Consider the following 22947-nt stretch of genomic DNA (forward strand, 5'->3'; position numbering starts at 1 on the left):
AGAGTTGAATGTAACGGGCGAAAGAAGGATAGACCATGATTCGATCATACTTGCTGTTGCTGTTTTGTGTTACGCTGTGGGGGAGCAATTTTGTATTCGGCAGCATGCTGGTCAAAGAATTTCCTCCCCTGTTTTTGGCAGATGTTCGACTGATGTTTACGTCACTGTTTTTACTCTGTTATGCGTGGATCACAAAGAAATTCGTGAAAATCAAGCCGAGAGAGTGGGGACTATTGGTTTTGCTTGGTCTGATTGGGACGTTGGCGAATCAGACTGCCTATTTCAATGGCTTGCTTACCACGGATGCAACAACGGCTTCCTTGATCTTATCGATGGCACCCATTGTCACAGCAATTTTGGCCTCTCTGTTTTTGAAGGAACAGTTTACCAATCGTATGAAGATTGGCTCTGCTCTGGCTCTTCTGGGAACGTTTTGTGTAGTGGGCATCGGTGCAGGACTTACGATCTCCAAAGGTGTCATGCTGATTCTGATTGCGATGGTGACCTTCTCCTCATCCATGATCATCATCCGCAAGCTGACAGAGACGATGCATCCGTTTATCTCGACCGTGTATTCCACTACAGTAGGTACCATTTTTCTCACCCCAGCTGCCTTCCTCACCCTTGATCGGACATCCGTGATCAGCCATGAGTTTTGGGCGTGGGCCATGCTCATTTTGACAGCGATTTTTATGCAGGGGATTTGCGGGTTGGTATGGAATCAGCAGCTCCAGGTAGTAGGCACGGGAAAAGCTGCCATTTTCCTCAATTTGCAGCCGTTTGTAGCCATGCTGGTTGGTTTTCTTCTGCTTGGCTCCCAAGTAACCGCTATTCAAGTAGGGGGATCGCTCTTGATCGTGACCGGGGTTATCGTCGCGACCGTTCGTTCTCGAAAAGCATCGACGAGACAGACAGAGCTGTTGGCAGAACGTACAAAATCCATGTAAGTAGGTAATAGCGCAAGCTCGCAGGAAGTTTTCTTCCTGTACGGGTTTGCGCTTTCTTGATGGAAGCACATTGGGGGAATTTGCAAAAAATACAGACAATTGAAAAGAAGTTGAAGGATAAATTCGATTTTCGTGGAACTGGTTGATTGGAGTGAAACAACGAGAGGGGGATGACAGCGTATGATCTTGGATTATTTGCAAGTACAGTCCGCTTATCAGATGAAAGTAGTTCCTGGACAGAAGAAATGGACGTTTCTCAGCAAAATCTCCGGCTCTGCACAGCTGTGGAGCTGGGGAGAGTCAGGTCCGGTGCAAATCGCCTCTCTGCCTGATCGAGTTGTGGAGTATGAGCATTCTCCTTGCGGTACGAAAACGATTGTAGGTATGGACTGCAAAGGGGATGAACGCCAGCAGCTTTACCTGCTGAACGGCCAGGGAGAGGTGGTTGCTTCACTCACGAACTCACCTGAGCATTTTCATTATTTCGGTGGCTGGTCTCCAAATGGGGAAAAGATTGTTTGGTCCAGTAACCGGCGTCATCCACGATGCTTTGATTTGTTTGTGCAGGATGTAGCAAGCGGAGTGATCGAGGAAGTCTTCGCCTATGACGGCCGATGCGTCCCGATTGGCTGGCTGCCAGATGGGGGGCAGATCGTCTTTAGCGTGCAGGAAACGAATATCGACAACGCACTGTACCTCTTGGACGTGCAAACGAAAACAGCATCGAGATTGCCGATTTGCAGTGTCCCTGCGCGATTCCAGTCCTTGAAAATGACTGCGGACGGAAACGGGGGGTATCTTGTCACAGATCGCGGCGAAGATACGATGGGCTTGTACCGGTTTACCTTTGATAGCCCCGAGTTAGAGCGCCTTGTCCACATTCCCGGCTGGGATATAGAAGAAATCGTCCTGTCAAAGGATGAGCAGCAGATTGCATTCACGACAAACGAAGGCGGCATCTCATCCTTATCGTTATATTCCGTACCAGAACGTACATACGAGAAGGTCGAAGGGACTCCCTTTGGCGTGATCCAGTCACTTGCCTGGCTGTCGGATGAGCAACTGACATTTACGTTGAAAAGCCCTACGATGCCAGGAGACATCTGGACCTACACGCTTGCAGCAAAAGCATACGAGCAGATTACAACGATTGGCAGGTCCGAGGCGATTGAGCAGACGCTCGTGACACCGGAACTGAAAACCTTTCGCTCCTTTGACGGCTTGGAAGTACCTTACTTCTTCTATTCCAAAGGACAGGCACGGAATAAACCGGTTGTCATTCACGTGCACGGTGGGCCGGAGAGTCAGATACGCGCCGAATACCATCCCGTTTTTCAATATCTGGCGAATCAAGGCTTCATCGTCGTGGCACCAAACGTGCGTGGCAGCATGGGGTATGGCCGTACCTATGTGCAGCTGGATGACAAGCGGAAGCGGATGGACTCTGTAGCGGATCTTGCCTGGCTGGCAAAGGACCTGTCCAATCAAGAAGAAGTGAATGGGCACGCAATCGGTATCATGGGACGCAGCTATGGTGGCTTCATGGTACTGGCGGCATTAACCCATTATCCGGATCTATGGGCAGCTGGCGTCGATATTGTAGGAATCTCACACTTCCGGACCTTCCTCGAAAACACGGGGGAGTGGAGACGCAAATTGCGGGAAGCAGAGTACGGTTCGCTCGCAGAAGACAGCGAGTTTTTTGAAGAAATCGCTCCGCTCAATCATTCCGCTCGAATCAACGTCCCCTTGCTCGTATTTCATGGCCGCAACGATACGCGCGTCCCTGTCAGTGAAGCAGAACAGCTGGTAGCGGACATGAAAGAGAGGGGACAGCTGGTCGATCTTCACATTTTTGAAGATGAAGGCCACATGACTGAGAAACTGGAAAATCATATCACCATGAATCACAAAATATCCGAGTTTTTTCTGCATCACCTGGCGAATTCCCATTCAGAAGAGGAGTGAAGGACGATGGTACAGGACAAACGAGGCATTACGGCGGAAGATTTTTATCGAATTCGGTATGCGAGTGATCCGCAGCTTTCTCCCGATGGAAGGAAAGTCGTGTACGTGCAGTCGATGGTGGATGAAAATCGCGCTTACCAAACGCATCTGTTTCTTCAATCTTTACAAGACCAAACGGTTACAGCGCTCACAACGGGTGAGGTACGTGACTCCTATCCTCGCTGGTCGCCTGATGGCTCCACGATCTGCTTTGTTTCCAAACGTTCGGGAAAATCGCAAATCTGGCTGATCGATGTGAACGGGGGAGAGCCAAGGCAGCTGACAAGATGTAGAACAGGAGCGGGTAATCCAGTGTGGTCACCCGACGGGAAGCGAATCGCTTTTTCATCGACACTTGCGCCGGATGATTCGTTTGCTGACCTGGAAACCGACGAGAAGAAGGAATTGCCGAGAAAAGCGATCGTGGTTAACCGGATGATGTACAAGTCGGATGACGCTGGCTTTGTCTATGATACCAACAAGCAGATTGCTGTGGTAGAAGTGGGAACCGGAGAAATCACACCACTGACGGAAGGGAAGTATCAGCACACTGTAGGGACATGGTCCCCAGACGGCGAGTGGCTGGCGATAACGGCCAACCGCGTGGAGAATACGGATCTGCATCTTGCTCTGGACGTTTATCTTGTACCTGTAGCAGGAGGAGATTGGAAAAAGCTGACCAATAGTGCAGGAACCTTTTCAAACCCTACCTGGTCAGTTGATGGCAAGAAGCTGGCGTATATCGGTAACGAATCTCCCACACGGATGATCGCCACACAAAAGAGCCTTTGGGTGACGGATCTGGAAAAGGGAACACAGACTTGCATCACGGCGAACTGGGATGTTCATGTAGGCGATTGCACGATTGGAGACGTGCGCTCTCCTGGCCATCCAAATCCAGGCGGAGTTTGGACGGAAGACGGTCAAGGCCTGTATTTCATCGCGAGTGAGCGAGGCAATTCGGGTCTATATCATACGACATTGGACAGTAAGATTACCCAAGTAGTAGGCGGCGCTCGAAACATTTACGGATTTAGTCTAAATGAACAGAGCCATACCGTCGTACTGGCTGTCAGCGATACGCGTACGCCCGGAGATTTGTATGCGGCGAATTTATCGACAGGTGAGGAAGTTCGTCTGACGGACGTCAATCATGATCTGATGGAAGAGCTGGCGTTGCCTGAGCCAATCGAGCTGGAGTATCAGGGGGAAGATGGCTGGAAGCTTCACGGCTGGCTGTTGAAGCCAGTGGGCTTTCAGCCTGGTGAAAAATACCCGATGGTCCTGCAAATCCACGGGGGCCCACACTCCATGTACGGTAATACGTTCTTCCACGAGTTCCAGCTGCTCGCGGCAAAAGGCTATGCAGTCTTGTATACCAATCCACGGGGGAGCTTGGGCTACGGTGACCAATTTGTCCAAGCGTGCTGCGGAGATTACGGTGGAAACGACTACCTCGATTTGATGAGTGCGGTCAAATTTGCATGCCAGACGTTTGATTTTATCGATACAGAGCGACTAGGTGTTGCAGGCGGCAGCTACGGGGGATTCATGACCAACTGGATCATCGGCCAAACGAATCTGTTCAAAGCGGCGGTTACAGATCGCAGCATTTGCAACTGGCTCAGCTTTTACGGGGTGAGCGATATCGGCTACTATTTCACGGAGGAAGAGATTCAAGGCAATCCTTTTACCAATCCAGAGAAGCTTTGGCAGCACTCCCCGATTCGTCATGTCGCCAAGATGGAAACGCCTCTCCTGATCATGCATGGTGAACAGGACCATCGCTGCCCGATCGAACAGGCAGAGCAGCTGTATATCGCCTTGCAGCATCAGGGAAAGGCACCAGTCAGCTTCATTCGTTTCCCAGGGGCGAGCCACGAGCTATCCCGCAGCGGAGATCCGGAACAGCGTGTTTTGCGCTTGCAATACACAGGAGAATGGTTCGATACGTACCTGCACCAGACGGAAAAAGTAGTGATGGAGTAGAGGCTTTGTTTGCTCTAATCAAAAAAGGAACGTGTATTGCGTTCCTTTTTTGATCATTTAATACCAAGTGTTCCGATGTGTTGACAGCGATTACAAACTTGCAAGATCATAGATGAAAACGTTTTCATAATAGAATTTTTATTCTGAATAAACTGAAAAATATAATTGAATCTATATCTGAATATTCGTATACTCAAAATATGGATTTTTACCAACATATTGAGAGGGGAATCCGAATGCTGAATCATTGGTTTACTCAGATAGAATCGATGTATGAGCAAATGGTCGAATGGAGAAGACATCTGCATCAATACCCTGAACTATCTTTTCAGGAAGTAGAGACACCTAAAATGATTGCAGGCATTCTGGAGAGCTATGGGATTGAGGTGAAGACGCAGGTCGGTGGTAGAGGCGTTGTCGGAACCATTCGTGGAGCGAAGCCTGGAAAGACAATTGCCTTGCGCGCAGACTTTGATGCCCTCCCGATCCCAGATGAAAAAGAAGTTCCGTATAAATCAAAAGTACCTGGTGTGATGCACGCATGCGGACATGATGGACATACGGCAACTTTGCTCGCTGTAGCAAAAGTGTTGAGTGAGAACCGTGACAAGCTGGCAGGTAATGTGGTCCTTTTGCATCAGCACGCGGAAGAACTGAATCCCGGCGGTGCGATCGGAATGATAGAAGACGGTTGCTTAGATGGAGTAGATGTCGTGTTCGGCACCCATCTCACTTCCCAAGCACCCACCGGCACCTATTTGTACGCAAAAGGCTACGCGATGGCTGCAGCAGATGCGTTTGAGATCGTGGTGCAGGGCAAAGGCGGACATGGTGCTTCGCCTCACGAGACAGTCGATGCCGTCGCGATTGGGGCACAGCTTGTGGGTCAGCTGCAATATATCGTGAGCAGGCAAATTAACCCACAAAAGGCCGCTGTTTTGTCGGTAGGCTCCTTCCATGCAGGAAACGCGGGCAACGTCATCGCAGATTCAGCTGTACTCAAAGGAACCGTTCGCTCGTTCGACGAGAATGTCAGAGAGCATATGCAGCGGGAAGTGACCAATATCGTGAATGGAATCAGCCAGGGGCTGCATGCCGATTGCCAATTGAAATACGAATCAGGCTATCCTGCTGTTTTCAATCACGCAGAGGAGACCGACGCGTTCCTCGAAGCGGTCAAAACATTCACCGATGAGAATCAGCTCATAGAAATGACGCCCATCATGGGTAGTGAAGATTTCTCCTACTATTTGCGAGAAAGACCGGGCATGTTCTTTTTTACAGGTGCACGAAATGAAGACACAGGCGCTCATTACCCGCATCATCATCCAAGATTTGATTTTGATGAGCAAGCGATGGTACACGCAGCGAAAGCACTGACCGCACTGGTCTATCATTACGCCGTAGAAAAGGAAACAAAGCCTGTTCCCGAACCGGCAGTCTAATACCGAATAACGATCACTAAGACGGGGGTGTGTGAGGCTTGGAAAAAAACTTTCTCGAAGTAGATAAGCTCCAGACTGCGTTTCAAACCGATAAAGGCGAGGTCATCTCCGTAGAGGAAGTGAGCTTTCAGCTTCGGCCAGGAGAAACGATCGGAATCGTAGGTGAATCTGGCTGCGGGAAGAGCGTGACCTCCCTATCTCTCATGAGACTCTTGGGCCATTCCGGCGTGATTAAAAAGGGGTCTATCACTTTTAACGGGAGAGACCTGACAAAAGCCACAGAAGCGGAAATGCGCAGCATTCGAGGGAACGAGATTTCGATGATTTTCCAGGAGCCTATGACTTCTCTGAATCCTGTCTTTACAGTAGGCAACCAGATGCTAGAGTTGATCAATCTTCACATGAAGCTGCCAGCAAAAGAGGCGAGAGCCTACGCGGTCGAGATGCTGACCAAAGTCGGGATCCCACGTGCATCGGAGATCATCGACGAGTATCCGCACAAGCTATCTGGTGGGATGAGGCAGAGGGTCATGATCGCGATGGCGCTTTCCTGTAAGCCAAAGCTGTTGATTGCAGATGAGCCGACGACGGCCTTGGACGTGACGATTCAGGCACAAATCCTGGAGCTGATGAAAAAGCTCCGAGACGAATCGAATACGGCGATCATGATCATTTCCCATGACTTGGGAGTGATCGCGGAAATGGCGGACAAAGTCATTGTCATGTACGCCGGACAAGTAGTAGAAGAAGCAGACGTGTTTACTTTGTTTGATGACCCCAAGCACCCCTACACAAAAGGTTTGATGGATTCCATTCCCCACTTAGAGCACGACAGCGATCAGAGACTTTTCTCGATTCCAGGTACAGTACCGACGATCCACAACATGCCTAAAGGCTGCCGCTTCCACACAAGATGTCAGTACGCGACCGAAAAATGCGCTCACGAAAAGCCGCCTTTACTTCCGATTCAGCCTGAGAGCGACCACCGGGTTCGCTGCTGGTTACAACAAGATGATCCGCACAGAGCCCCGATCCAACCGAGGACAGAGGTGATCGCATGAGTCTGATAAAATCCGACGAACGAACCCCTTTACTGGAAGTGCAAAACCTGAAAAAGTATTTTCCTATCAAAAAGGGGATTATTTCTCGCACAGTCGGTCAGGTAAAAGCCGTAGACGGTCTGAACCTGACGATTTATGAGGGAGAAACGATCTCTCTTGTGGGCGAATCCGGGTGCGGAAAATCGACCACAGGACGAGCAATCGTTCAGCTGGATCCCCAAACGGAGGGGAAAGTCATTTTCAAAGGCAAGGAGCTTAGTACCTTGTCGTCCATGGAACTGCGAAAAATTCGCACAGACCTCCAAATCATTTTCCAGGACCCTTACTCTTCCTTGAATCCGAGAAAACGAATTGGCGATTTGTTAGCGGAACCGCTGCTCGCCCACAAGCTGACCGATAAAAGCGAGGTTTCGAGAAAGGTCGATGACATTCTGGAAATTGTTGGCCTCTCGAAATTTCACAAAAGCCGCTATCCTCACGAGTTTTCCGGTGGCCAAAGACAGCGGATCGGGATTGCGAGAGCACTGATTTTGCAGCCGAAGCTGATCGTTTGCGATGAACCGGTATCTGCCCTGGACGTTTCCATTCAGGCGCAAGTGCTCAACCTGCTGAAAGATTTGCAGAAGGAATTTCAGCTGACGTACTTGTTCATCGCACACGGTCTTGGTGTCGTCAAGTACATAAGTGACCGCATCGCCGTCATGTACCTTGGCAAAATTGTAGAACTGGCAAAGACGGAGGATATCTTTAAAAATCCGCGGCACCCCTACACGCAGGCACTGCTCCATGCGTACCCCATTCCGAATCCGCATCTGCGAAACAGGGAGCGGATCGTCATGGAGGGGGACGTGCCAAGTCCGGCAAATCCACCAAAAGGCTGCAGCTTTCATGCACGCTGCCCGTTGGCACAAGACATTTGCCGTTCACAGGCTCCAGCACTGCAGGGTGACGAGCATACCGTAGCCTGCCATTTTCCACTAGGCTGACAGAAAGGAGAGGGGATACCTTGTTTCAATACATCGTACGAAGACTTTTAATCGCGGTACCTGTCCTCTTTGGTGTTACCGTCTTTAGCTTTTTCATCGTAAACCTGGCGCCTGGAAACCCGGTTGAAATGTTTGTAAACCCGGATACGACACAAGCTGATATTGAACTGAAAAAAGAAGCGTTGGGACTGAATGATCCGATCTATGTTCAATACGTCCGCTGGCTCGGCAATTTGGTTCAAGGAGATTTCGGTTATTCCTTTTCGACGTACGAGCCGGTACTCAACATGGTGTCTTCCCGGATTGGTCCGACGCTGCTCCTGATGGGAACCGCTTTGTTCGTCGCCTATCTCATTGCCATTCCGATTGGTGTGTTGAGCGCGACGAAGCAGTATTCCTGGTTGGATTATCTATCGACATCGGTCTCTTTTCTAGGCATCTCCATTCCTCACTTCTTTCTTGGGCTCGGTTTTATTTACATCTTCGCCGTCCAGATGCATTCACTGCCAACAGGAGGTATGAATACGCTCGGCAGCGAAGGCGGATTCAGCGATACCTTCAAGCATCTGATCATGCCGGCGATGGTGCTCGCTGCAGGGATTGCGGGAAGGATGGTACGATACGTTCGCTCGAGTATGCTGGACATCCTCGGTCAGGATTATTTGCGTACAGCTCGATCCAAGGGGCTGCGGGAATTCTTTGTTATTAACAAGCACGGATTCCGTAACGCCCTGATTCCGATCATTACGGTAATCGGTATAGACGTGTCTGTCCTGATTGGTGGTGCGGTTGTTACCGAACAGATCTTCCAATGGCCTGGACTCGGACAGCTGACGATTCAATCAATTGGCTCTCGCGACTATCCGACGCTTATGGCGATCAACTTCCTGGCAGCAATTGCCGTACTTTCTTCCAACTTGTTGGCGGATATCTTCTACTCAGTAGCAGATCCACGAATTAAGTACGATTGATGACGAATGTTGGAGGGGAGGGACAGCTATGTCGATGGCAAATGTAAACACGGAAAAGGATATTCCGTTGTCAAATGTTCAAGCCCAACTTGGGGCAGAGGAAAGCTACATGCGTATGATCACCAAGCGCTTCCTCAAGCATAAGCTCGCTGTGCTTGGTTTGATTGTTTTTTGTTTGATTATTCTGTCAGCCGTTTTCGCCCCGTTGATCTCCCCGAGTGATCCATATGAGATTTCTGGGGAATTTGCGGCAGCGCCATCAGGCGAACATATGCTGGGAACCGATCAGGTGGGACGTGATCTTTTGAGTCGTCTGATCTATGCGTCTCGAGTTTCACTCTCTGTAGGGGTTGGCGCCGTTGCGATTTACGTCGTGATCGGAACCGTCTTGGGAGCGATAGCCGGTTACTTTGGGAAATGGGTAGACATGGTGATCATGCGCCTTACAGACGTTTTCATGTCATTCCCTTATCTGATGGTTATTTTGGTTCTCGTCAGTATCATGGGTCCAGACCTTTATAACATCATTATCGTGTTAGGTTTACTCGGATGGCCAGCAATTTGTCGGATTGTCCGAGGGAGTGTCCTTTCTATTAAAGAAATGGACTACGTCAAGGCGGGTGTTGCACTTGGCTACTCCACACCGAAAATTGTCTTTCAGCACATTTTGCCGAACTGCTTGGCTCCCATTCTGGTCAATGCGACCTTTGGGATTGCGCAGGCCATTATCATGGAGGCTTCCCTCAGCTTTTTGGGGATGGGCGTACAGCCGCCGACAGCGAGCTGGGGCAATATGCTGACAGAAGCGCAATCGTTAACGGTGTTGTCATCTCAACCTTGGCTGTGGGTTCCACCGGGTATGATGATCTTGCTCGCTGTTCTCTCTATCAACTTCATGGGAGACGGCTTGCGGGATGCGATGGATCCGAAAAGCTTGAAGTAACAAGGATTGGGTGAAATAAAAAAATAGGGGGGTCTATGAATGAAACGAATCAATCGAAGCATCAGTATTGCAGCAGTTGCCTCACTCTTGCTGCTCGCAGGCTGCGGAGGCGGCAATACAGCGACGAGTGGTACCGGTAGCACTGCCGCACCATCAAACAGTGGTGGCTCAACCACCAGCGCGGCTGGGAAAACGATGTTCCTCGGCTTGGTCAATCCGCCCATTCTCTTCAACCCGATCAACAGCGCGGACGTAGCCTCTCAGTTTGTAGAAAAATTCATGTTCGACTCCTTCCTCGAGATGGAAGCGCCGCTGAAGTTTGTTCCGAAGCTGGCTGATTCTTTTGAAACAACCGACAACCAAACCTTTACCATCAAAATTAACAAGGATGCCAAATGGTCGGATGGCAAACCGGTAACCGCAGAGGATGTAGCCTTCACGTTCAATTTGATTGCGAATCCAAAGGTAGAGATTTCTGTAGGCAGCTACCTGTCGATGTTTGAAGGCACGAAAGATACAGGGAAGCTAGAGGATGGGAAAACCGAACTGCCTGGTGTAAAAGTCATTGATGAGAAAACGATTGAGTTCAAAACCAAAGCTCCTGTCGATCCGAATATGATCAAAGAGCAGTTGGGCACAAAGCTGATGATCTTGCCGAAGCACGCGCTTGAGAAGATTGATCCAGCTGCCTTGTCGCAAGATCCATTCATGCAAAAGCCAACGGTAACAAACGGCCCGTTCAAGTTTGTCCAATACAAAAAGGACCAGTACGTCGAGTTTGAAAAGAACCCAGACTACTATCTGGGAGCCCCACAGCTTGATAAAATGTTCATCAAAATTATGCCTGCGCCAAACCTCGTAGCACAGCTGCAAACAGGCGAGCTGCAAATGAACATTGGTAACGGAATTGGGAAAATTCCACCGCAAGATTACGAGACAGTGAAGAAGTTTGAGAACGTGACGACGAAGAGCGAAGCGCAATACGGCTTCCAAACCATGATGTTCAACACTGAAAAGATTTCAGATCCTCGTGTACGCCAAGCGATCACGTATGCGCTTGACCGTCAGCAAATTGTAGACAAGCTGCTGCGAGGATACGGTGAAATCGTGGATGGACCGTATACTTCTGTTAGCCCATACCTTGACAAAAACCTGGAGAAATACAGCTATAACGTAGAAAAAGCGAAGCAGCTGCTGCAAGAAGCTGGTTGGGACTTCAACCATGAGCTCAACTTTGTCGTTCCGCTTGGCAACAAAGTTCGCGAGCAATCCGCAGACATTTTGACGCAAAACCTGAAAGCAATCGGATTGAAAGTCAAAGTATCTACGTTTGACTTCCCGACCATCATGCAAAAAGCAAAGGCTGGGGACTACGAACTTCTGTTAATGGGTCTTACCTTTACGCTCGATCCGGAAGTATCTTCCCTGTACAGCTCGATTGGATCCTTTAACTTCATGAAGTACAAAAATCCAAAAGTCGATGAGCTTCTCCTGAAAGGGAAAGCAGAAGCGAATCCAGACAAACGCAAAGAGATCTACAACGAGCTGCAAGCGATTTGGAATCAAGATGTACCTTTGATTTCCTTGTACTCGGATAGTGATTTCTTCGCTTATTCCAAACAGGTTGCCACTGGGGAACCGAAAATTTTCGGATTCCACAATCACCTTGAAAAATGGTCCATGGGAGGCGCTCAATAATGGAAAAAGAACAGCTGGTCAGCATCGTTCAGGAAAGCGTGCCAGGTGCTATCGAAACACTTAAGGAGTACTTGCGATTTCCTACCATATCGGCGCAGCACAAAGCGATTCCAGAAACGGTTGCCTTCGTTGCCAAAATGATCACGTCTGCTGGCGGCGAAGTGCAGATCCTCGATGAGTTAGGTGGAAACCCCGTCATCTACGCGTTTTTTGCGGCGGGAAGCGAAGGCGATGCTTCGAAGACCTTGCTGTTCTACAACCACTACGATGTTCAACCTCCGGAGCCATTTGCAGAATGGAACTCAGAGCCATTTGATCCGGTCATTGAAGACGGGAAATTGTTTGCACGGGGGGTCGCCGATAATAAAGGCGACCTGGTTGCCCGGTTGACTGCCATTCAGATTTTAAATCGTGAGCTTGGCGGATTGCCTTGCAATATCAAGTTCATGATTGAGGGCGAAGAGGAGATCGGGAGTCCGAATCTGGAGCCGTATTTAAAAGAGTATCAAGAGCTGTTTGCCGCTGACGCGTGCATCTGGGAGTTCGGCTCCAAGGACGAGGAAGACCGCATCAGTATGGTAGCAGGGATCAAAGGCATGGCATACATGGAGTTGACTTGCGTCGGTGCCGATATTGACATGCATTCCTCCGTAGGAGCCTATGTGGACAATGCGGCATGGCGCTTGGTGCAGGCTCTGGCTTCCATGAAAAACAAGCAGAACGAGATTTTGGTCGAAGGTTTCTTTGATGGAATCGAAGAGCCTACGGATGGAGAGAAGCAGGTCGTAGCGGAGCTTCCTTTTGACGAAGAAGCCGTGAGCAAGCTGTATGGTCTCAAACGACCTCTTATCACGGCTGAGAAGGGAACCGATCCACGGGAAGCGATGGTTTTCCATCCTACGATGACGATTTGCGGATTGGAAAGCGGTTATACAGGCGAAGGGGCCAAAACGGTTCTGCCAAAGAGTGCAAAGGCAAAAGTGGATTGCCGTCTGGTACCAGGGCAAGATCCTCAGCATATTCTCGCTTGCATTCAAAAGCACTTGCTGGCAAATGGCTTTGACGATGTGAAAGCGACGATGATTAATGGTCAGAAGGCGTATCGTTCCGACTTCCATCATCCGTTTGTCGCTCATGTGCTCGACACTGCCAAAGTCATCTACGAAAAGGGCCCGGTTCTCGCTCCGAATTCAGCGGGTACAGGACCGATGTTCGCCTTTGGAGAAACGTTGAAGCTGCCAGTCGTGAGTACCGGAGTGGGCTGGGTAGGATCGAAAGCGCATGCTCCAAACGAATCCATTCGACTGCAGGATTTTGAGCAAGGGATAGCCCATATGGTCCTGCTGCTCTCGGGATTTGCGGCAGCGCTGACTGGAGAAGAAAGAAGCGTAGAAGCGTAAGAGGAAAAGAAGGGGGAGTAGGCGGATGTTGTCTGATTTGTTCACGAGATTGGAACAGCTTTACCCCGAATTGGTGAATATTCGACGCGACCTCCACATGCATCCGGAGCTATCCTATCAGGAAGTGAATACCCCGAAAAAAGTAGCCGATTATTTACGAGCACTTGGGCTGGAGGTCAGGACAGAAGTTGGTGGCCGAGGAGTCGTTGGACTTTTACGTGGCGGCAAGCCAGGAAAGACGATCGCTCTGCGTGCAGACTTTGACGCACTGCCCATTCAGGACGAGAAACAGGTCGAGTACAAATCTCGCGTTCCAGGAGTCATGCACGCTTGCGGACATGACATACACACATCGGCCTTGCTTGGTGTCGCACACGTACTGAGCGAGGTGCGAGAGCAGGTGCCCGGAAACGTCGTATTTCTTCATCAATTCGCAGAGGAGATGCCTCCCGGTGGCGCAAAAGCCATGATTGAGGATGGCTGCCTCGACGGGGTAGATGAAGTTTACGGTGCACATGTGTGGTCTACAGAGCCGTATGGAACGATTGGTGTGACAGACGGCTATACGATGGCTGCTGGCGATGGCTTTGAGATTGACATCTCAGGAAAAGGCGGTCATGGCGGTCAGCCGCATTTGACGATCGATCCCCTCGTGGTAGGGTGTCAGCTGGTGGTGAATTTGCAGCAGATCGTGAGCAGGCGTGTAGATCCGATTGAACCAGTCGTTCTGTCAGTCGGATCAATCCACAGCGGGCTTGCAGCGAATGTCATTCCCGACACCTGCCACATCAACGGGAATGTCCGTACCTTCAATCAAGAGGTCAGAAGCTTCGTGGAGCAGCAGATTCGCCAGATCACGGAAGCTACCTGCGAGGCGGCGGGTGCTGTCGGGACGGTTCGCTATCGTTCTGGCTATGACGCTGTTTGGAATCATCCCGAGCAGACACAAGTCGTTCGCAGGCTATTTCAACATCTGATAGGCGAGGAAAACGTAAAAAACCTGGATCCAAGCATGGCGAGTGAGGATTTTACCTATTACCTGCAGAAAGTCCCGGGTACCTTTTTCTTTGTAGGTGGACGTAATCCGGAGATCGGGGCAACGTATCCACATCACCATCCCATGTTTGATGCAGATGAGCGAGCCATACTGTTGACCGGCAAAGCGTTTCTTTCCATCGTTTTTGGGGGCGACGCATCGTCCTTTCCAAGTCCTATCGAGTCTGCAACAGCGCAAGGATAAACGGAAATATGGGGCTAGACAAATGAAAACAGAGACCTCGCTAGCTGGCGGGGTCTTTGCCTTTCACAGAGTGCATGTAAGTATAACAGTTGCAAGGTGGACTTTCTTTTTCAAAAACAGGTACAATCGAAGGGATGAAAGCATGTAAGGGAAAACGTTAGGAGGCGAAGGGCATGAGTAGCGACACAAATGCTTACAAGCTGGCTACCTTTGCGGGTGGATGCTTTTGGTGCATGGTCAGCCCGTTTGATAAAATGCCAGGCATTCAGAAAGTAATCTCAGGCTATACAGGAGGGACAGTGGAGAACCCGACGTATGAGCAGGTTTGTTCCGGTACGACGGGTCACTATGAAGCGGTCCAGATTACATATGATCCGGCAAGATTTTCTTATGAAGATTTGCTGCAGCTATTTTGGCGGCAAATCGACCCGACTGATGCAGGCGGACAGTTCGGGGATCGAGGACAGTCGTATGCGCCAGCCATTTTTTATCACGATGAAGAACAGAGGCGTCTAGCTGAGGAATCGAAGAAGGAGCTGGACGAGAGCGGACGTTTCCAAAAGCCGATCGCCGTATTGATCCTGCCAGCCATGACGTTCTATCCTGCTGAAGAGTACCATCAGGATTACTATCAAAAAAATCCGGTACGCTACCAGTACTATCGGGAAGGTTCCGGACGTGCGAAATTTACGAAGGAAGCTTGGCGTGATCGCGAAAAGCTAGCAGAGCTTAAGCAACGACTGACACCCTTGCAGTATGAAGTGACACAGAATAGTGGAACGGAACGCCCCTTTACCAACGAATTTTGGAATCACAATGAAGAGGGGATTTACGTGGATATCGTTTCGAACGTGCCACTATTTAGCTCGCTGGACAAGTTTGATTCCAATTGCGGTTGGCCATCCTTTACACAGCCGATCGATCAAGAAGTAGTCACCGAGCATATGGACCTGACGCATAACATGATTCGTACCGAGGTACGGAGTAAAGATGCGGATTCCCATTTGGGGCACGTATTTGAGGATGGTCCAGGTGAGAATGGACTTCGGTATTGCATCAACTCGGCTGCGCTTCGATTTATTCCAAAAGATCGTTTGGAAGAGGAAGGCTTTGGCGAGTACAAGCGTTTGTTTGAAAAATGATCGAAAGACCGTCAGCTTTGAAGTGACCCCGAAAAGTTAGACAGATTAATTTATTAGGCAGCCTCTAGGGCTTGAATTCGGTATTGCACCGGACTCAGGCCTTTTAATTTTGCCTTAATTCGTTTGGAATTATAGTATTCAATATATTTGGCTAGTTCTGTCTTAAAGTGCTCCACGCTGTGAAATTCTTTTAGATATAGAAGTTCTGATTTCATAATACCAAAGAAATTTTCCATCACTGCATTATCGTAGCAGTTCCCTTTTCGGGACATACTCTGTGTGATGCCTCGCTCATGAAGGGCATGATGATATTGTTTCATTTGGTAGTGCCAGCCCTGATCAGAATGAATCATAAGAGTATGGTCATCTGTCAATTGTTCAAAAGCTTGTTCTAACATGGTTGAAACTAAGGAATAGGTTGGTCTTGAACCGATTGTATAGGTGATAATTTCGCCGTTAAACAAATCCAATATCGGTGAGAAATAGAGCTTTTCACCAAATAATTTAAACTCTGTAATATCTGTTACCCACTTCTCATTTGGTTTTTCAGCTTTGAAGTTACGGTCCAAAATATTTGGAGCAATCGTACCGACTTTTCCTTTATAAGAGCGATATTTTTTCATGCGGACAAGACATTTTAGCCCCAATTCCTTCATGATTCGCTGGACTTTTTTGTGATTGACTATATGCCCACGATTTCGAAGTTCATCACGGATACGACGGTAGCCAAAGCGTCCTTCATGTTCGTCATAAATGGCTTGAATCAACACTTTTAACTCCCCATCCAAATCTGGACGACCAAAGTTTTTCACGCAAAAATAATACGTACTTCTAGGAATATCTGCGAGTTGAAGAAGTGCTTTCACCGGAAATTCATGCCTTAGTTCATAGACTACTTGTGCTTTGTCTTGCCTGGTGATTTTTCCTTGTTTTGAACTAAGGCATTCAACTTTTTTAAATAAGCATTCTCCATACGCAAACGTTCATTTTCCGCCTTCAATGCCTCTAGTGATCCTTCTGCTGGTACTTGATTTTTCATTGAACTGGAGTTTTTCTTTTGCATAGATGGACGCCCCTTCTTCTTTGATTCAAGGGCATCCAATCCTTGCAATTCCAGCTGCTTTTTCCATTGAATCAGCAACGAATGCGAGATGTTAAACCGTGCAGCTGTTTCCCTGATAGACGTCCCTTGACCGTTCATATAATTGAGTACGTCTAGTTTAAACTGAACCGTGTAACCTGTATAGAGTTTCATAAACGCTTCGGTACCGTGGTGCTGGTAATGTTGAACCCATTTAACCACCTCAGATTTCGCAATACCCATTGACGAGCTAATGGAAGCAAAGCTTTCGTTACCGTTTAAATAGCGGAGAACCGCTGTTATTTTATCTTCCGGAGAAAATTTAGCCATAGAAAAAACTGCACCCCCAATCGTTAGATGTGTCTAACAATTGGGGTGCAGTTCACTTCCCAAAGTGGGAGGATGGCGGTCTTTTTCCGAACGCACGCTTTGATATGAAAACTATAGTTATATAGGTAATAAGTATAGATGGAATTGTGAGAGTGTATAGAATAATGAAAAGTCGTAAAGTATAATGAAAAAAATACAATAGAGATAAAAAAGAGAGTGGAGAGAGATGCAGTGAATACCGTTGAAAAAATCAGTAAATTTGTAGGAGGCACTTTTTCGATCTGGGTAATCTTGTTTGCGATCTTCGGATTTTTTGCCCCAGAAGCATTTGTGGGAGGAAAAGGGTACATCTCCTTCCTGCTCGGTGTCATTATGTTCGGGATGGGACTGACCTTGTCCTCGGAAGACTTCCGGGAAGTGTTTCGTCGCCCGGTGGATGTGTTGATTGGTGTGATTGGCCACTATTTGATCATGCCGTCGCTCGCTTTCATCCTAGCCATTGTTCTGCAGCTTCCGCCTGACATTGCCGTTGGCGTTATCCTGGTTGGCTGCTGTCCAAGTGGTACTGCCTCAAACGTCATGACGTATTTGTCCAAAGGAGATGTGGCTTTGGGTGTATCCATCGCTGCTGTATCGACCCTGATCGCACCGCTGGCAACGCCCGCTCTCATTTCCTTGCTTGCAGGTCAATGGATGAATATTAACACCCAGTCCCTGTTTATGGACATCGTGACAGTCGTGATCGTGCCGATTGTTCTGGGTGTAATCGTCAAAGCGCTGTTTCAAAAGCAAGCTGCTGCGAGTGCAAAAGCGCTGCCTTTGATATCGACGATCGCCATCGTCCTGATCGTAGCGATCGTGGTAGCTATTAATAAAGGAAAAATCGTGGAAACGGGACTTATCATTTTTGCAGTCGTCATTTTGCACAATGTTCTTGGGTACCTGCTGGGATATGGCTTTGCCAAATTGTTTGGATTAAACCTCGCTAAAAGAAAAGCCATTACTTTGGAAACCGGAATGCAAAACTCTGGTTTGGGAGCAGCTTTGGCAGCAGCCCACTTCAATCCGCTTGCTGCAGTGCCAAGTGCCATCTTTAGCGTGTGGCATAATATTTCCGGTTCTGTCCTCGCTACTTGGTTCGCCAAAAAGGAAGAGAAATAGCGGGAAACATGTCAACAAAACAGCCTTCGCTTCGCCAGTAATCCCTGGATGGAGCGAAGGTTTTTTGTGACCATAAATCTACGGAAACCTGTAACGAAAACGGGTGGATGTATGTCATAATGATTACGTACGATAAAGGTAACAGGTACGAACACCCAGACCGGACTTACGTGAAATCGCCGGGATTGAAAGGAACGACAAGATGAAAAAAGTAAGGAATCCTGTGAAAAGTCACTTTCTCCTGATTTCAACCGCGCTCCTACTCGTGACAGGCTGCAGTAGTGCTGCTGCTCCTCCACAATCGGAGGCACCTACTCAATCCGATGCCCCTGCTTCGACTGAAAAAAACGAACCGGGACAAAAGTCACAGCCGAGCAATTCCACTGAAACGGCACCGAAGCCTACAGAAGGTCAAGCGCCGGTGAAGACACCACCGAAATCATCTGCGGAACCGCAAAAGCCAGCTGCTTCCACTATACCGGAAGAGCAGAAGCCATCCGGCAAGCCTTCTGATTCGGTGCAGATTCCAGACCTTGATCTCGAGGTAGTAGCGGAGCCGCAGAGTGTAACCGTTCTCGTCAACAAACAGCGGCAGCTGCCGGATAATTATCAGCCGACGGATCTCGTTTTCCCGAATGTGCCATATCTGCTCCCCGCCAAGAGTGAAAAGCGCCAAATGCGCAAGGAAGCGGCAGAAGCGCTGGAAAAGCTGTTTGCGGCTGCGAAAGCGGATGGAGTAGCCCTCGCCGGTGTATCTGCCTATCGTCCACATGCCTATCAGAAGGCATTGTTTAATCGCTACGTGCAGCAGGATGGACTGGAGAAGGCGCGTACATACAGCGCAGTCCCTGGAACGAGTGAACATGAGACCGGACTTGCGATCGACGTGTCAGGCGCGGACGGAAAATGCGCAGCGACCAGTTGCTTTGCTGGAACCAAAGAAGCGAAATGGCTTGCGGATCATGCGCATGAATACGGCTTTATTATCCGTTACCCAGAGGGCAAGGACGCCATCACGGGGTATATATACGAGCCTTGGCATTTGCGTTATGTTGGAAATGAAGTTGCCCAAGCAATCGAAGAGAAACAAACGACCATGGAAGAGTACTTTGGGATCGCACCGGTTTCGTCAGAACAGTAGTGGATTACATGAACAAGAGAAAGCCCGTTCCTTTGGAGAGGACGGCTTTCTCTTTTTTGGTTTGAGCCGATTGTAAGCGCACACAAAAAAGCGGCCTATTCTACAGGAGAAGATCAGGGAAATGGAGAGCCGTGGGATTTCCACTACGCTGCTGCTATGTACAGGAGTCTTCCCCGTTCAAGCTAGATGCAGACACATACCAACAAGCGGTAGCGCCATTGAGGGATCACGTCGATATACTCCTTCTGGACTGCATGGGGTACACGGAAGAAGCACATCAGCTGGCAAGTGATCTGACAGGTCTGCCGGTCATCCTGTCTTCTGCCCTCATGGCGAAAATTTTATTAGAAATGATTTAGCAAGCAGCGAGCACCCTGTTACGGGGTGTTTTTTTGTTTGCCCTCTCATAACCACAAGTTATCACCACTCATGTAAAACCGCTATTTCACATTGCTGCAAAAGCGTCTTACATTGGTACATAACAACCTATTAAAAAGCTTTCCATCACATTTGCTTTTTAAATGACTGTGATAAATTTTCGGAATATCTTTTTCTATCGAAATTTTACTACAATGAACAGGTGTAACGAGAGAGAAGAGCCGGGGGAACAGGAATGATTTTACGTAATGTGCTAATGATTACCTTTGGATTCCAGATCATGATTTTCGCCACGAGACCGATCATGACGTTGTATGCGTCTCACTTGGGGGCAGATACGTTTCTTATCGGGATTTTGGCCGCGACTTTTGCGTTTTTTCCGTTGTTGTTTGCCATCCATGCGGGAAAAATTGCGGATTACTTTGGGGACCGCATTCCGCTCTTCTTGTCCAACATCGGCTGTGCGATTGGACTGACGCTTCCTTTTCTATTTCCGACATTGCCTTCACTCTTTGTCTCCCAGGCGATCGTAGGGATATCCCATGTTTTCATCAATGTATGTATGCAAAATGTCTTGGGAAAAGCGGCGACAAAAGAAAATCGCGACCACTACTTCAGCATTTTTAGCACAGTCGTCGCACTCGCAAGCTTTATTGGTCCAGTGGTCGGTGGATACTTGTCGGAGCATGTATCGTATGCGTCCGTATTTATCGTATCGGTGATCATCAGCGTTGTGCCGATTTGTTTTTCCTTGCTGATACCAAAAGTGGTGGGGCAGAAGAAGCAGATGGCAGCAGAAGAATCGGGCAGCTCCTTTACTTTATTGCGGATTCCGCTGCTGCGCAAAGCACTCGCGACAAGTGCGCTCGTCCTGTATTCTCGTGATATTTATGTGGCGTACTTCCCTTTGTATGCGAGTCATTTGGGGATCTCAGACTCGAATATCGGGTGGATTGTTGCCATTCAGGGACTTGCGATGGTTCCAGTCCGGTTCTTTTTAGCCAAGCTAGCGGAAAAGGCAGGCAGGGAAAAGGTTTTGCTGTTTTCCATCTTAACGGCGGGGATCTCGTTCATTTTCATTCCGTTTGTAAGTAATGAGTGGTGGCTGCTCGTGTTGAGCGCCATCATGGGGGTAGGATTGGGATGTGGGCAGCCTTTATCCTTGACCACGACATACAACGCTTCACCGAAAACGCGAACGGGTGAAGTGCTGGGGCTGCGGCTTGCTTCCAATCGACTCTCGCAGCTCATTGCGCCACTGTTTTTTGGCGTCATTGGCAGCTGGGGTGGTCTAGTTGCGGTCTTTTATATTAGCGGTGCCTTTTTGCTTGGCGGCGCCTTCCTAACAAAAGAAAAGCAATCAGCAGCCAAGCAAGGATCGTCAGTCAGTAGTTAATCGGATAGTGATCATGCAAACGCCAAACAAGGGCTCCAAAGCAGTAGGGCTCTTGTTTTTTTACGCAACGTTTTTTTCATTTCATCGCGAACTTGCATCGCAACAGGAGTGACGATACCAGATCTTGTGCTATAATGACTACGGGTGAAGATAATGAGCGAAAAATCAATCAGAGAACGAATTATTGAAACGTCCATGCGCTTGTTTGAAGCAAATGGCTACCACCGGGTGACTGTGGACCAAATCGTCAAAGAAAGCGGCACGTCCAAAGGTGGTTTTTATCACAACTTTAAGTCGAAGGATGAGCTTCTTTACATCATCCACGATCAGTTTATTTCTTACGTACTGGAAAAGGCGGAGGAAGCTTACGAGCAGTGGGAAACACCGACAGAGCGGTTGCAGGCGATCGTGAAGTCCTTCGTCATGATGATCGATCTGTATCGATCACAAGTGACCATCTTCTATCAGGAAAGCTTATTCTTGGCCCCCGAATATTTCAGAGACATCGAGATCAAGCGGGATCGTTACAAAAAAATCATGTTCACGGTGGTACAAGACGGTATCGACTCTGGAGAATTTCGTCCCGAGCTGCCTGTTCCCATCGTATCGATGGCTATTTTCGGGATGGTGAACTGGATTTATAAATGGTACCAAAAGTCGGGTACATACTCGATTGAGCAAATTGCCGATATTTATGCAGATATGGTACTGCACTCTGTACTGAAACAGGATGCGATGGCAAACCCTGATTTCAATCGATTCTTTTTAACATCTTCGGAGATGCCGTTTAAGCCTTTTTAGGAAACAGCTATAGGAGAAAAAAGCGACTGTGTCAAAAATCGCGCTGCGAGAAGATAGCGGGATGGGGCTGTGGTCGCTCCAAACCTTCTCTCGTTGTACAAAGCATTGCAACGAGATTAAAAATAGTTCCGTCAGACCAACCAGTTGGTCTGTACTATTATTCAGAAACTTGTTATACTGTAGCAAAGACCAACTGGTCGGTCTTGCTCAGCGCCTTCAAACCAACTAGTCGGTTTGAGGTTCGCGGGCTGACTCGTTGACGGAGAAACAGGAGGAATGGTTGTGCTGACGATCTATGAAGTGAGAGAACTCGTGAAATTATTGGAGCAAACGGATGTAGAATCCATCGAGATCAAAGAAGAGGATGCACGCTTGTCCATTAAAAGACGCTCGAATGGAGTGGTTGTGCAGACACAGCCCGCGACGAAGGTAGTGCTCGCACCTGTCAAAGCTGCTGCGCCCCCCCAAGCTGAAGCGGCAAAGCCGGTTATCGAAACGGTACGTCCGACAGCAGAGGTTCAAAAGTCTACAACGCTCGCAGACGATCGCACAGAAAACGTGCATAAAGTGACTTCGCCGATGGTAGGTACTTTTTATGCCTCCCCAGCAGTTGATGCTGCCCCTTATGTATCAGTTGGCAGTCAGGTTGAGAAATCTACTATCGTATGTATTGTAGAAGCCATGAAGCTCTTTAATGAAATCGAAGCAGAGGTCAATGGGGAAATTGTGCAGGTCCTGGTGGAAAACGGCCAGCTTGTTGATCTCGGGCAGCCCCTGTTCCTCGTCAAGACGGCAAAATAAACGGTGAGGCTTTCACCGATCGGGGAGGT

General features: G+C 48.7%; 19 protein-coding genes. 18 read left to right on the forward strand and 1 reads right to left on the reverse strand.

Annotated features, from left to right (window positions below):
• Window positions 1–35: 35 nt before the first annotated feature.
• The 12 genes from ACLIN2_RS14650 to msrA all read left to right on the forward strand — a co-directional run bounded on the left by ACLIN2_RS14650 (window position 36) and on the right by msrA (window position 15829).
• Complete coding sequence (locus ACLIN2_RS14650; RefSeq protein WP_092270101.1) at window positions 36–947, forward strand: DMT family transporter; 912 nt, start codon at window positions 36–38, stop codon at window positions 945–947.
• Between the two features lie 180 nt (window positions 948–1127).
• Window positions 1128–2915, forward strand: coding sequence for a S9 family peptidase (locus ACLIN2_RS14655; RefSeq protein ID WP_411504404.1), 1788 nt, complete (start codon window positions 1128–1130; stop codon window positions 2913–2915).
• Between the two features lie 6 nt (window positions 2916–2921).
• Window positions 2922–4943: a S9 family peptidase gene (locus ACLIN2_RS14660; RefSeq protein WP_411504405.1), complete on the forward strand. Its 2022-nt coding sequence runs from the start codon at window positions 2922–2924 to the stop codon at window positions 4941–4943.
• A 236-nt stretch (window positions 4944–5179) separates the two neighbouring features.
• Window positions 5180–6388 carry a M20 family metallopeptidase gene (locus tag ACLIN2_RS14665; protein WP_092270091.1) on the forward strand — a complete coding sequence of 403 codons (1209 nt, stop codon included), beginning with the start codon at window positions 5180–5182 and terminating at the stop codon, window positions 6386–6388.
• 38 nt (window positions 6389–6426) lie between these two features.
• Window positions 6427–7449 (forward strand): ABC transporter ATP-binding protein, encoded by a 1023-nt coding sequence (locus ACLIN2_RS14670; protein ID WP_092270088.1) that lies wholly within the window; start codon window positions 6427–6429, stop codon window positions 7447–7449.
• The gene (locus tag ACLIN2_RS14675; protein ID WP_328211638.1) at window positions 7446–8435 is read left to right on the forward strand and encodes an ABC transporter ATP-binding protein; all 990 of its coding nucleotides are present in this window, start codon (window positions 7446–7448) and stop codon (window positions 8433–8435) included. Before ACLIN2_RS14670 ends, ACLIN2_RS14675 begins: the two co-directional genes overlap by 4 nt.
• A 20-nt stretch (window positions 8436–8455) precedes the next feature.
• Entirely contained in the window at window positions 8456–9406 is a 951-nt protein-coding gene (locus ACLIN2_RS14680; protein WP_411504406.1) for an ABC transporter permease, read from the forward strand.
• Window positions 9407–9434: 28 nt separating this feature from the next.
• A complete protein-coding gene (opp4C, locus tag ACLIN2_RS14685) occupies window positions 9435–10349 on the forward strand; it encodes an oligopeptide ABC transporter permease (protein ID WP_092270078.1) in 915 nt (304 codons plus the stop codon).
• A gap of 39 nt (window positions 10350–10388) precedes the next feature.
• Window positions 10389–12047, forward strand: a complete 1659-nt coding sequence (locus ACLIN2_RS14690; RefSeq protein ID WP_092270075.1) for an ABC transporter substrate-binding protein — start codon at window positions 10389–10391, stop codon at window positions 12045–12047.
• On the forward strand, window positions 12047–13447 hold the full coding sequence (locus tag ACLIN2_RS14695; protein WP_092270072.1) for a M20/M25/M40 family metallo-hydrolase: 1401 nt from the start codon (window positions 12047–12049) through the stop codon (window positions 13445–13447). Before ACLIN2_RS14690 ends, ACLIN2_RS14695 begins: the two co-directional genes overlap by 1 nt.
• A 25-nt stretch (window positions 13448–13472) precedes the next feature.
• Window positions 13473–14687, forward strand: coding sequence for a M20 metallopeptidase family protein (locus tag ACLIN2_RS14700; protein ID WP_411504407.1), 1215 nt, complete (start codon window positions 13473–13475; stop codon window positions 14685–14687).
• A gap of 173 nt (window positions 14688–14860) precedes the next feature.
• The gene (gene msrA, locus ACLIN2_RS14705; RefSeq protein WP_411504408.1) at window positions 14861–15829 is read left to right on the forward strand and encodes a peptide-methionine (S)-S-oxide reductase MsrA; all 969 of its coding nucleotides are present in this window, start codon (window positions 14861–14863) and stop codon (window positions 15827–15829) included.
• Window positions 15830–15882: 53 nt separating this feature from the next.
• Here msrA and ACLIN2_RS14710 read toward each other — a convergent pair.
• Window positions 15883–17240, reverse strand: a protein-coding gene (locus ACLIN2_RS14710; RefSeq protein ID WP_327933914.1) for an IS3 family transposase whose coding sequence is annotated in 2 segments (ribosomal slippage) — window positions 15883–16787 and window positions 16787–17240 — 1359 coding nt in all. Because the reading frame shifts where the segments join, the coding sequence is not laid out codon by codon here.
• Between the two features lie 231 nt (window positions 17241–17471).
• On the opposite strand from ACLIN2_RS14710, the gene ACLIN2_RS14715 reads away from it, so the two are divergent.
• From ACLIN2_RS14715 to accB, 6 genes are all read left to right on the forward strand, one after another.
• Entirely contained in the window at window positions 17472–18401 is a 930-nt protein-coding gene (locus ACLIN2_RS14715; RefSeq protein ID WP_092270063.1) for a bile acid:sodium symporter family protein, read from the forward strand.
• Between the two features lie 202 nt (window positions 18402–18603).
• Window positions 18604–19542: a M15 family metallopeptidase gene (locus ACLIN2_RS14720; protein WP_092270060.1), complete on the forward strand. Its 939-nt coding sequence runs from the start codon at window positions 18604–18606 to the stop codon at window positions 19540–19542.
• A gap of 131 nt (window positions 19543–19673) precedes the next feature.
• A complete protein-coding gene (locus ACLIN2_RS14725; RefSeq protein WP_411504409.1) occupies window positions 19674–19901 on the forward strand; it encodes an AroM family protein in 228 nt (75 codons plus the stop codon).
• Between the two features lie 254 nt (window positions 19902–20155).
• The gene (locus ACLIN2_RS14730; protein WP_092270054.1) at window positions 20156–21316 is read left to right on the forward strand and encodes an MFS transporter; all 1161 of its coding nucleotides are present in this window, start codon (window positions 20156–20158) and stop codon (window positions 21314–21316) included.
• A 153-nt stretch (window positions 21317–21469) separates the two neighbouring features.
• Window positions 21470–22117: a TetR/AcrR family transcriptional regulator gene (locus tag ACLIN2_RS14735; protein ID WP_174769250.1), complete on the forward strand. Its 648-nt coding sequence runs from the start codon at window positions 21470–21472 to the stop codon at window positions 22115–22117.
• Between the two features lie 282 nt (window positions 22118–22399).
• Window positions 22400–22918, forward strand: a complete 519-nt coding sequence (gene accB / locus ACLIN2_RS14740; protein WP_411504410.1) for an acetyl-CoA carboxylase biotin carboxyl carrier protein — start codon at window positions 22400–22402, stop codon at window positions 22916–22918.
• Window positions 22919–22947 lie beyond the last annotated feature (29 nt).

Origin of the sequence: Brevibacillus centrosporus (assembly GCF_046622605.1) — a bacterium.
In the GTDB taxonomy this organism is placed as follows: Bacteria; Bacillota; Bacilli; order Brevibacillales; family Brevibacillaceae; genus Brevibacillus; species Brevibacillus centrosporus.

Bases quoted from the DNA above. Each gene is read 5' to 3' on its own strand.
- ACLIN2_RS14650 (WP_092270101.1), top strand. From the start codon at position 36: ATGATTCGATCATACTTGCTGTTGCTGTTTTGTGTTACGCTGTGGGGG.
- ACLIN2_RS14655 (WP_411504404.1), top strand. From the start codon at position 1,128: ATGATCTTGGATTATTTGCAAGTACAGTCCGCTTATCAGATGAAAGTA.
- ACLIN2_RS14660 (WP_411504405.1), top strand. From the start codon at position 2,922: ATGGTACAGGACAAACGAGGCATTACGGCGGAAGATTTTTATCGAATT.
- ACLIN2_RS14665 (WP_092270091.1), top strand. From the start codon at position 5,180: ATGCTGAATCATTGGTTTACTCAGATAGAATCGATGTATGAGCAAATG.
- ACLIN2_RS14675 (WP_328211638.1), top strand. From the start codon at position 7,446: ATGAGTCTGATAAAATCCGACGAACGAACCCCTTTACTGGAAGTGCAA.
- opp4C (WP_092270078.1), top strand. From the start codon at position 9,435: ATGTCGATGGCAAATGTAAACACGGAAAAGGATATTCCGTTGTCAAAT.
- ACLIN2_RS14690 (WP_092270075.1), top strand. From the start codon at position 10,389: ATGAAACGAATCAATCGAAGCATCAGTATTGCAGCAGTTGCCTCACTC.
- ACLIN2_RS14695 (WP_092270072.1), top strand. From the start codon at position 12,047: ATGGAAAAAGAACAGCTGGTCAGCATCGTTCAGGAAAGCGTGCCAGGT.
- ACLIN2_RS14700 (WP_411504407.1), top strand. From the start codon at position 13,473: ATGTTGTCTGATTTGTTCACGAGATTGGAACAGCTTTACCCCGAATTG.
- msrA (WP_411504408.1), top strand. From the start codon at position 14,861: ATGAGTAGCGACACAAATGCTTACAAGCTGGCTACCTTTGCGGGTGGA.
- ACLIN2_RS14720 (WP_092270060.1), top strand. From the start codon at position 18,604: ATGAAAAAAGTAAGGAATCCTGTGAAAAGTCACTTTCTCCTGATTTCA.
- ACLIN2_RS14730 (WP_092270054.1), top strand. From the start codon at position 20,156: ATGATTTTACGTAATGTGCTAATGATTACCTTTGGATTCCAGATCATG.
- ACLIN2_RS14735 (WP_174769250.1), top strand. From the start codon at position 21,470: ATGAGCGAAAAATCAATCAGAGAACGAATTATTGAAACGTCCATGCGC.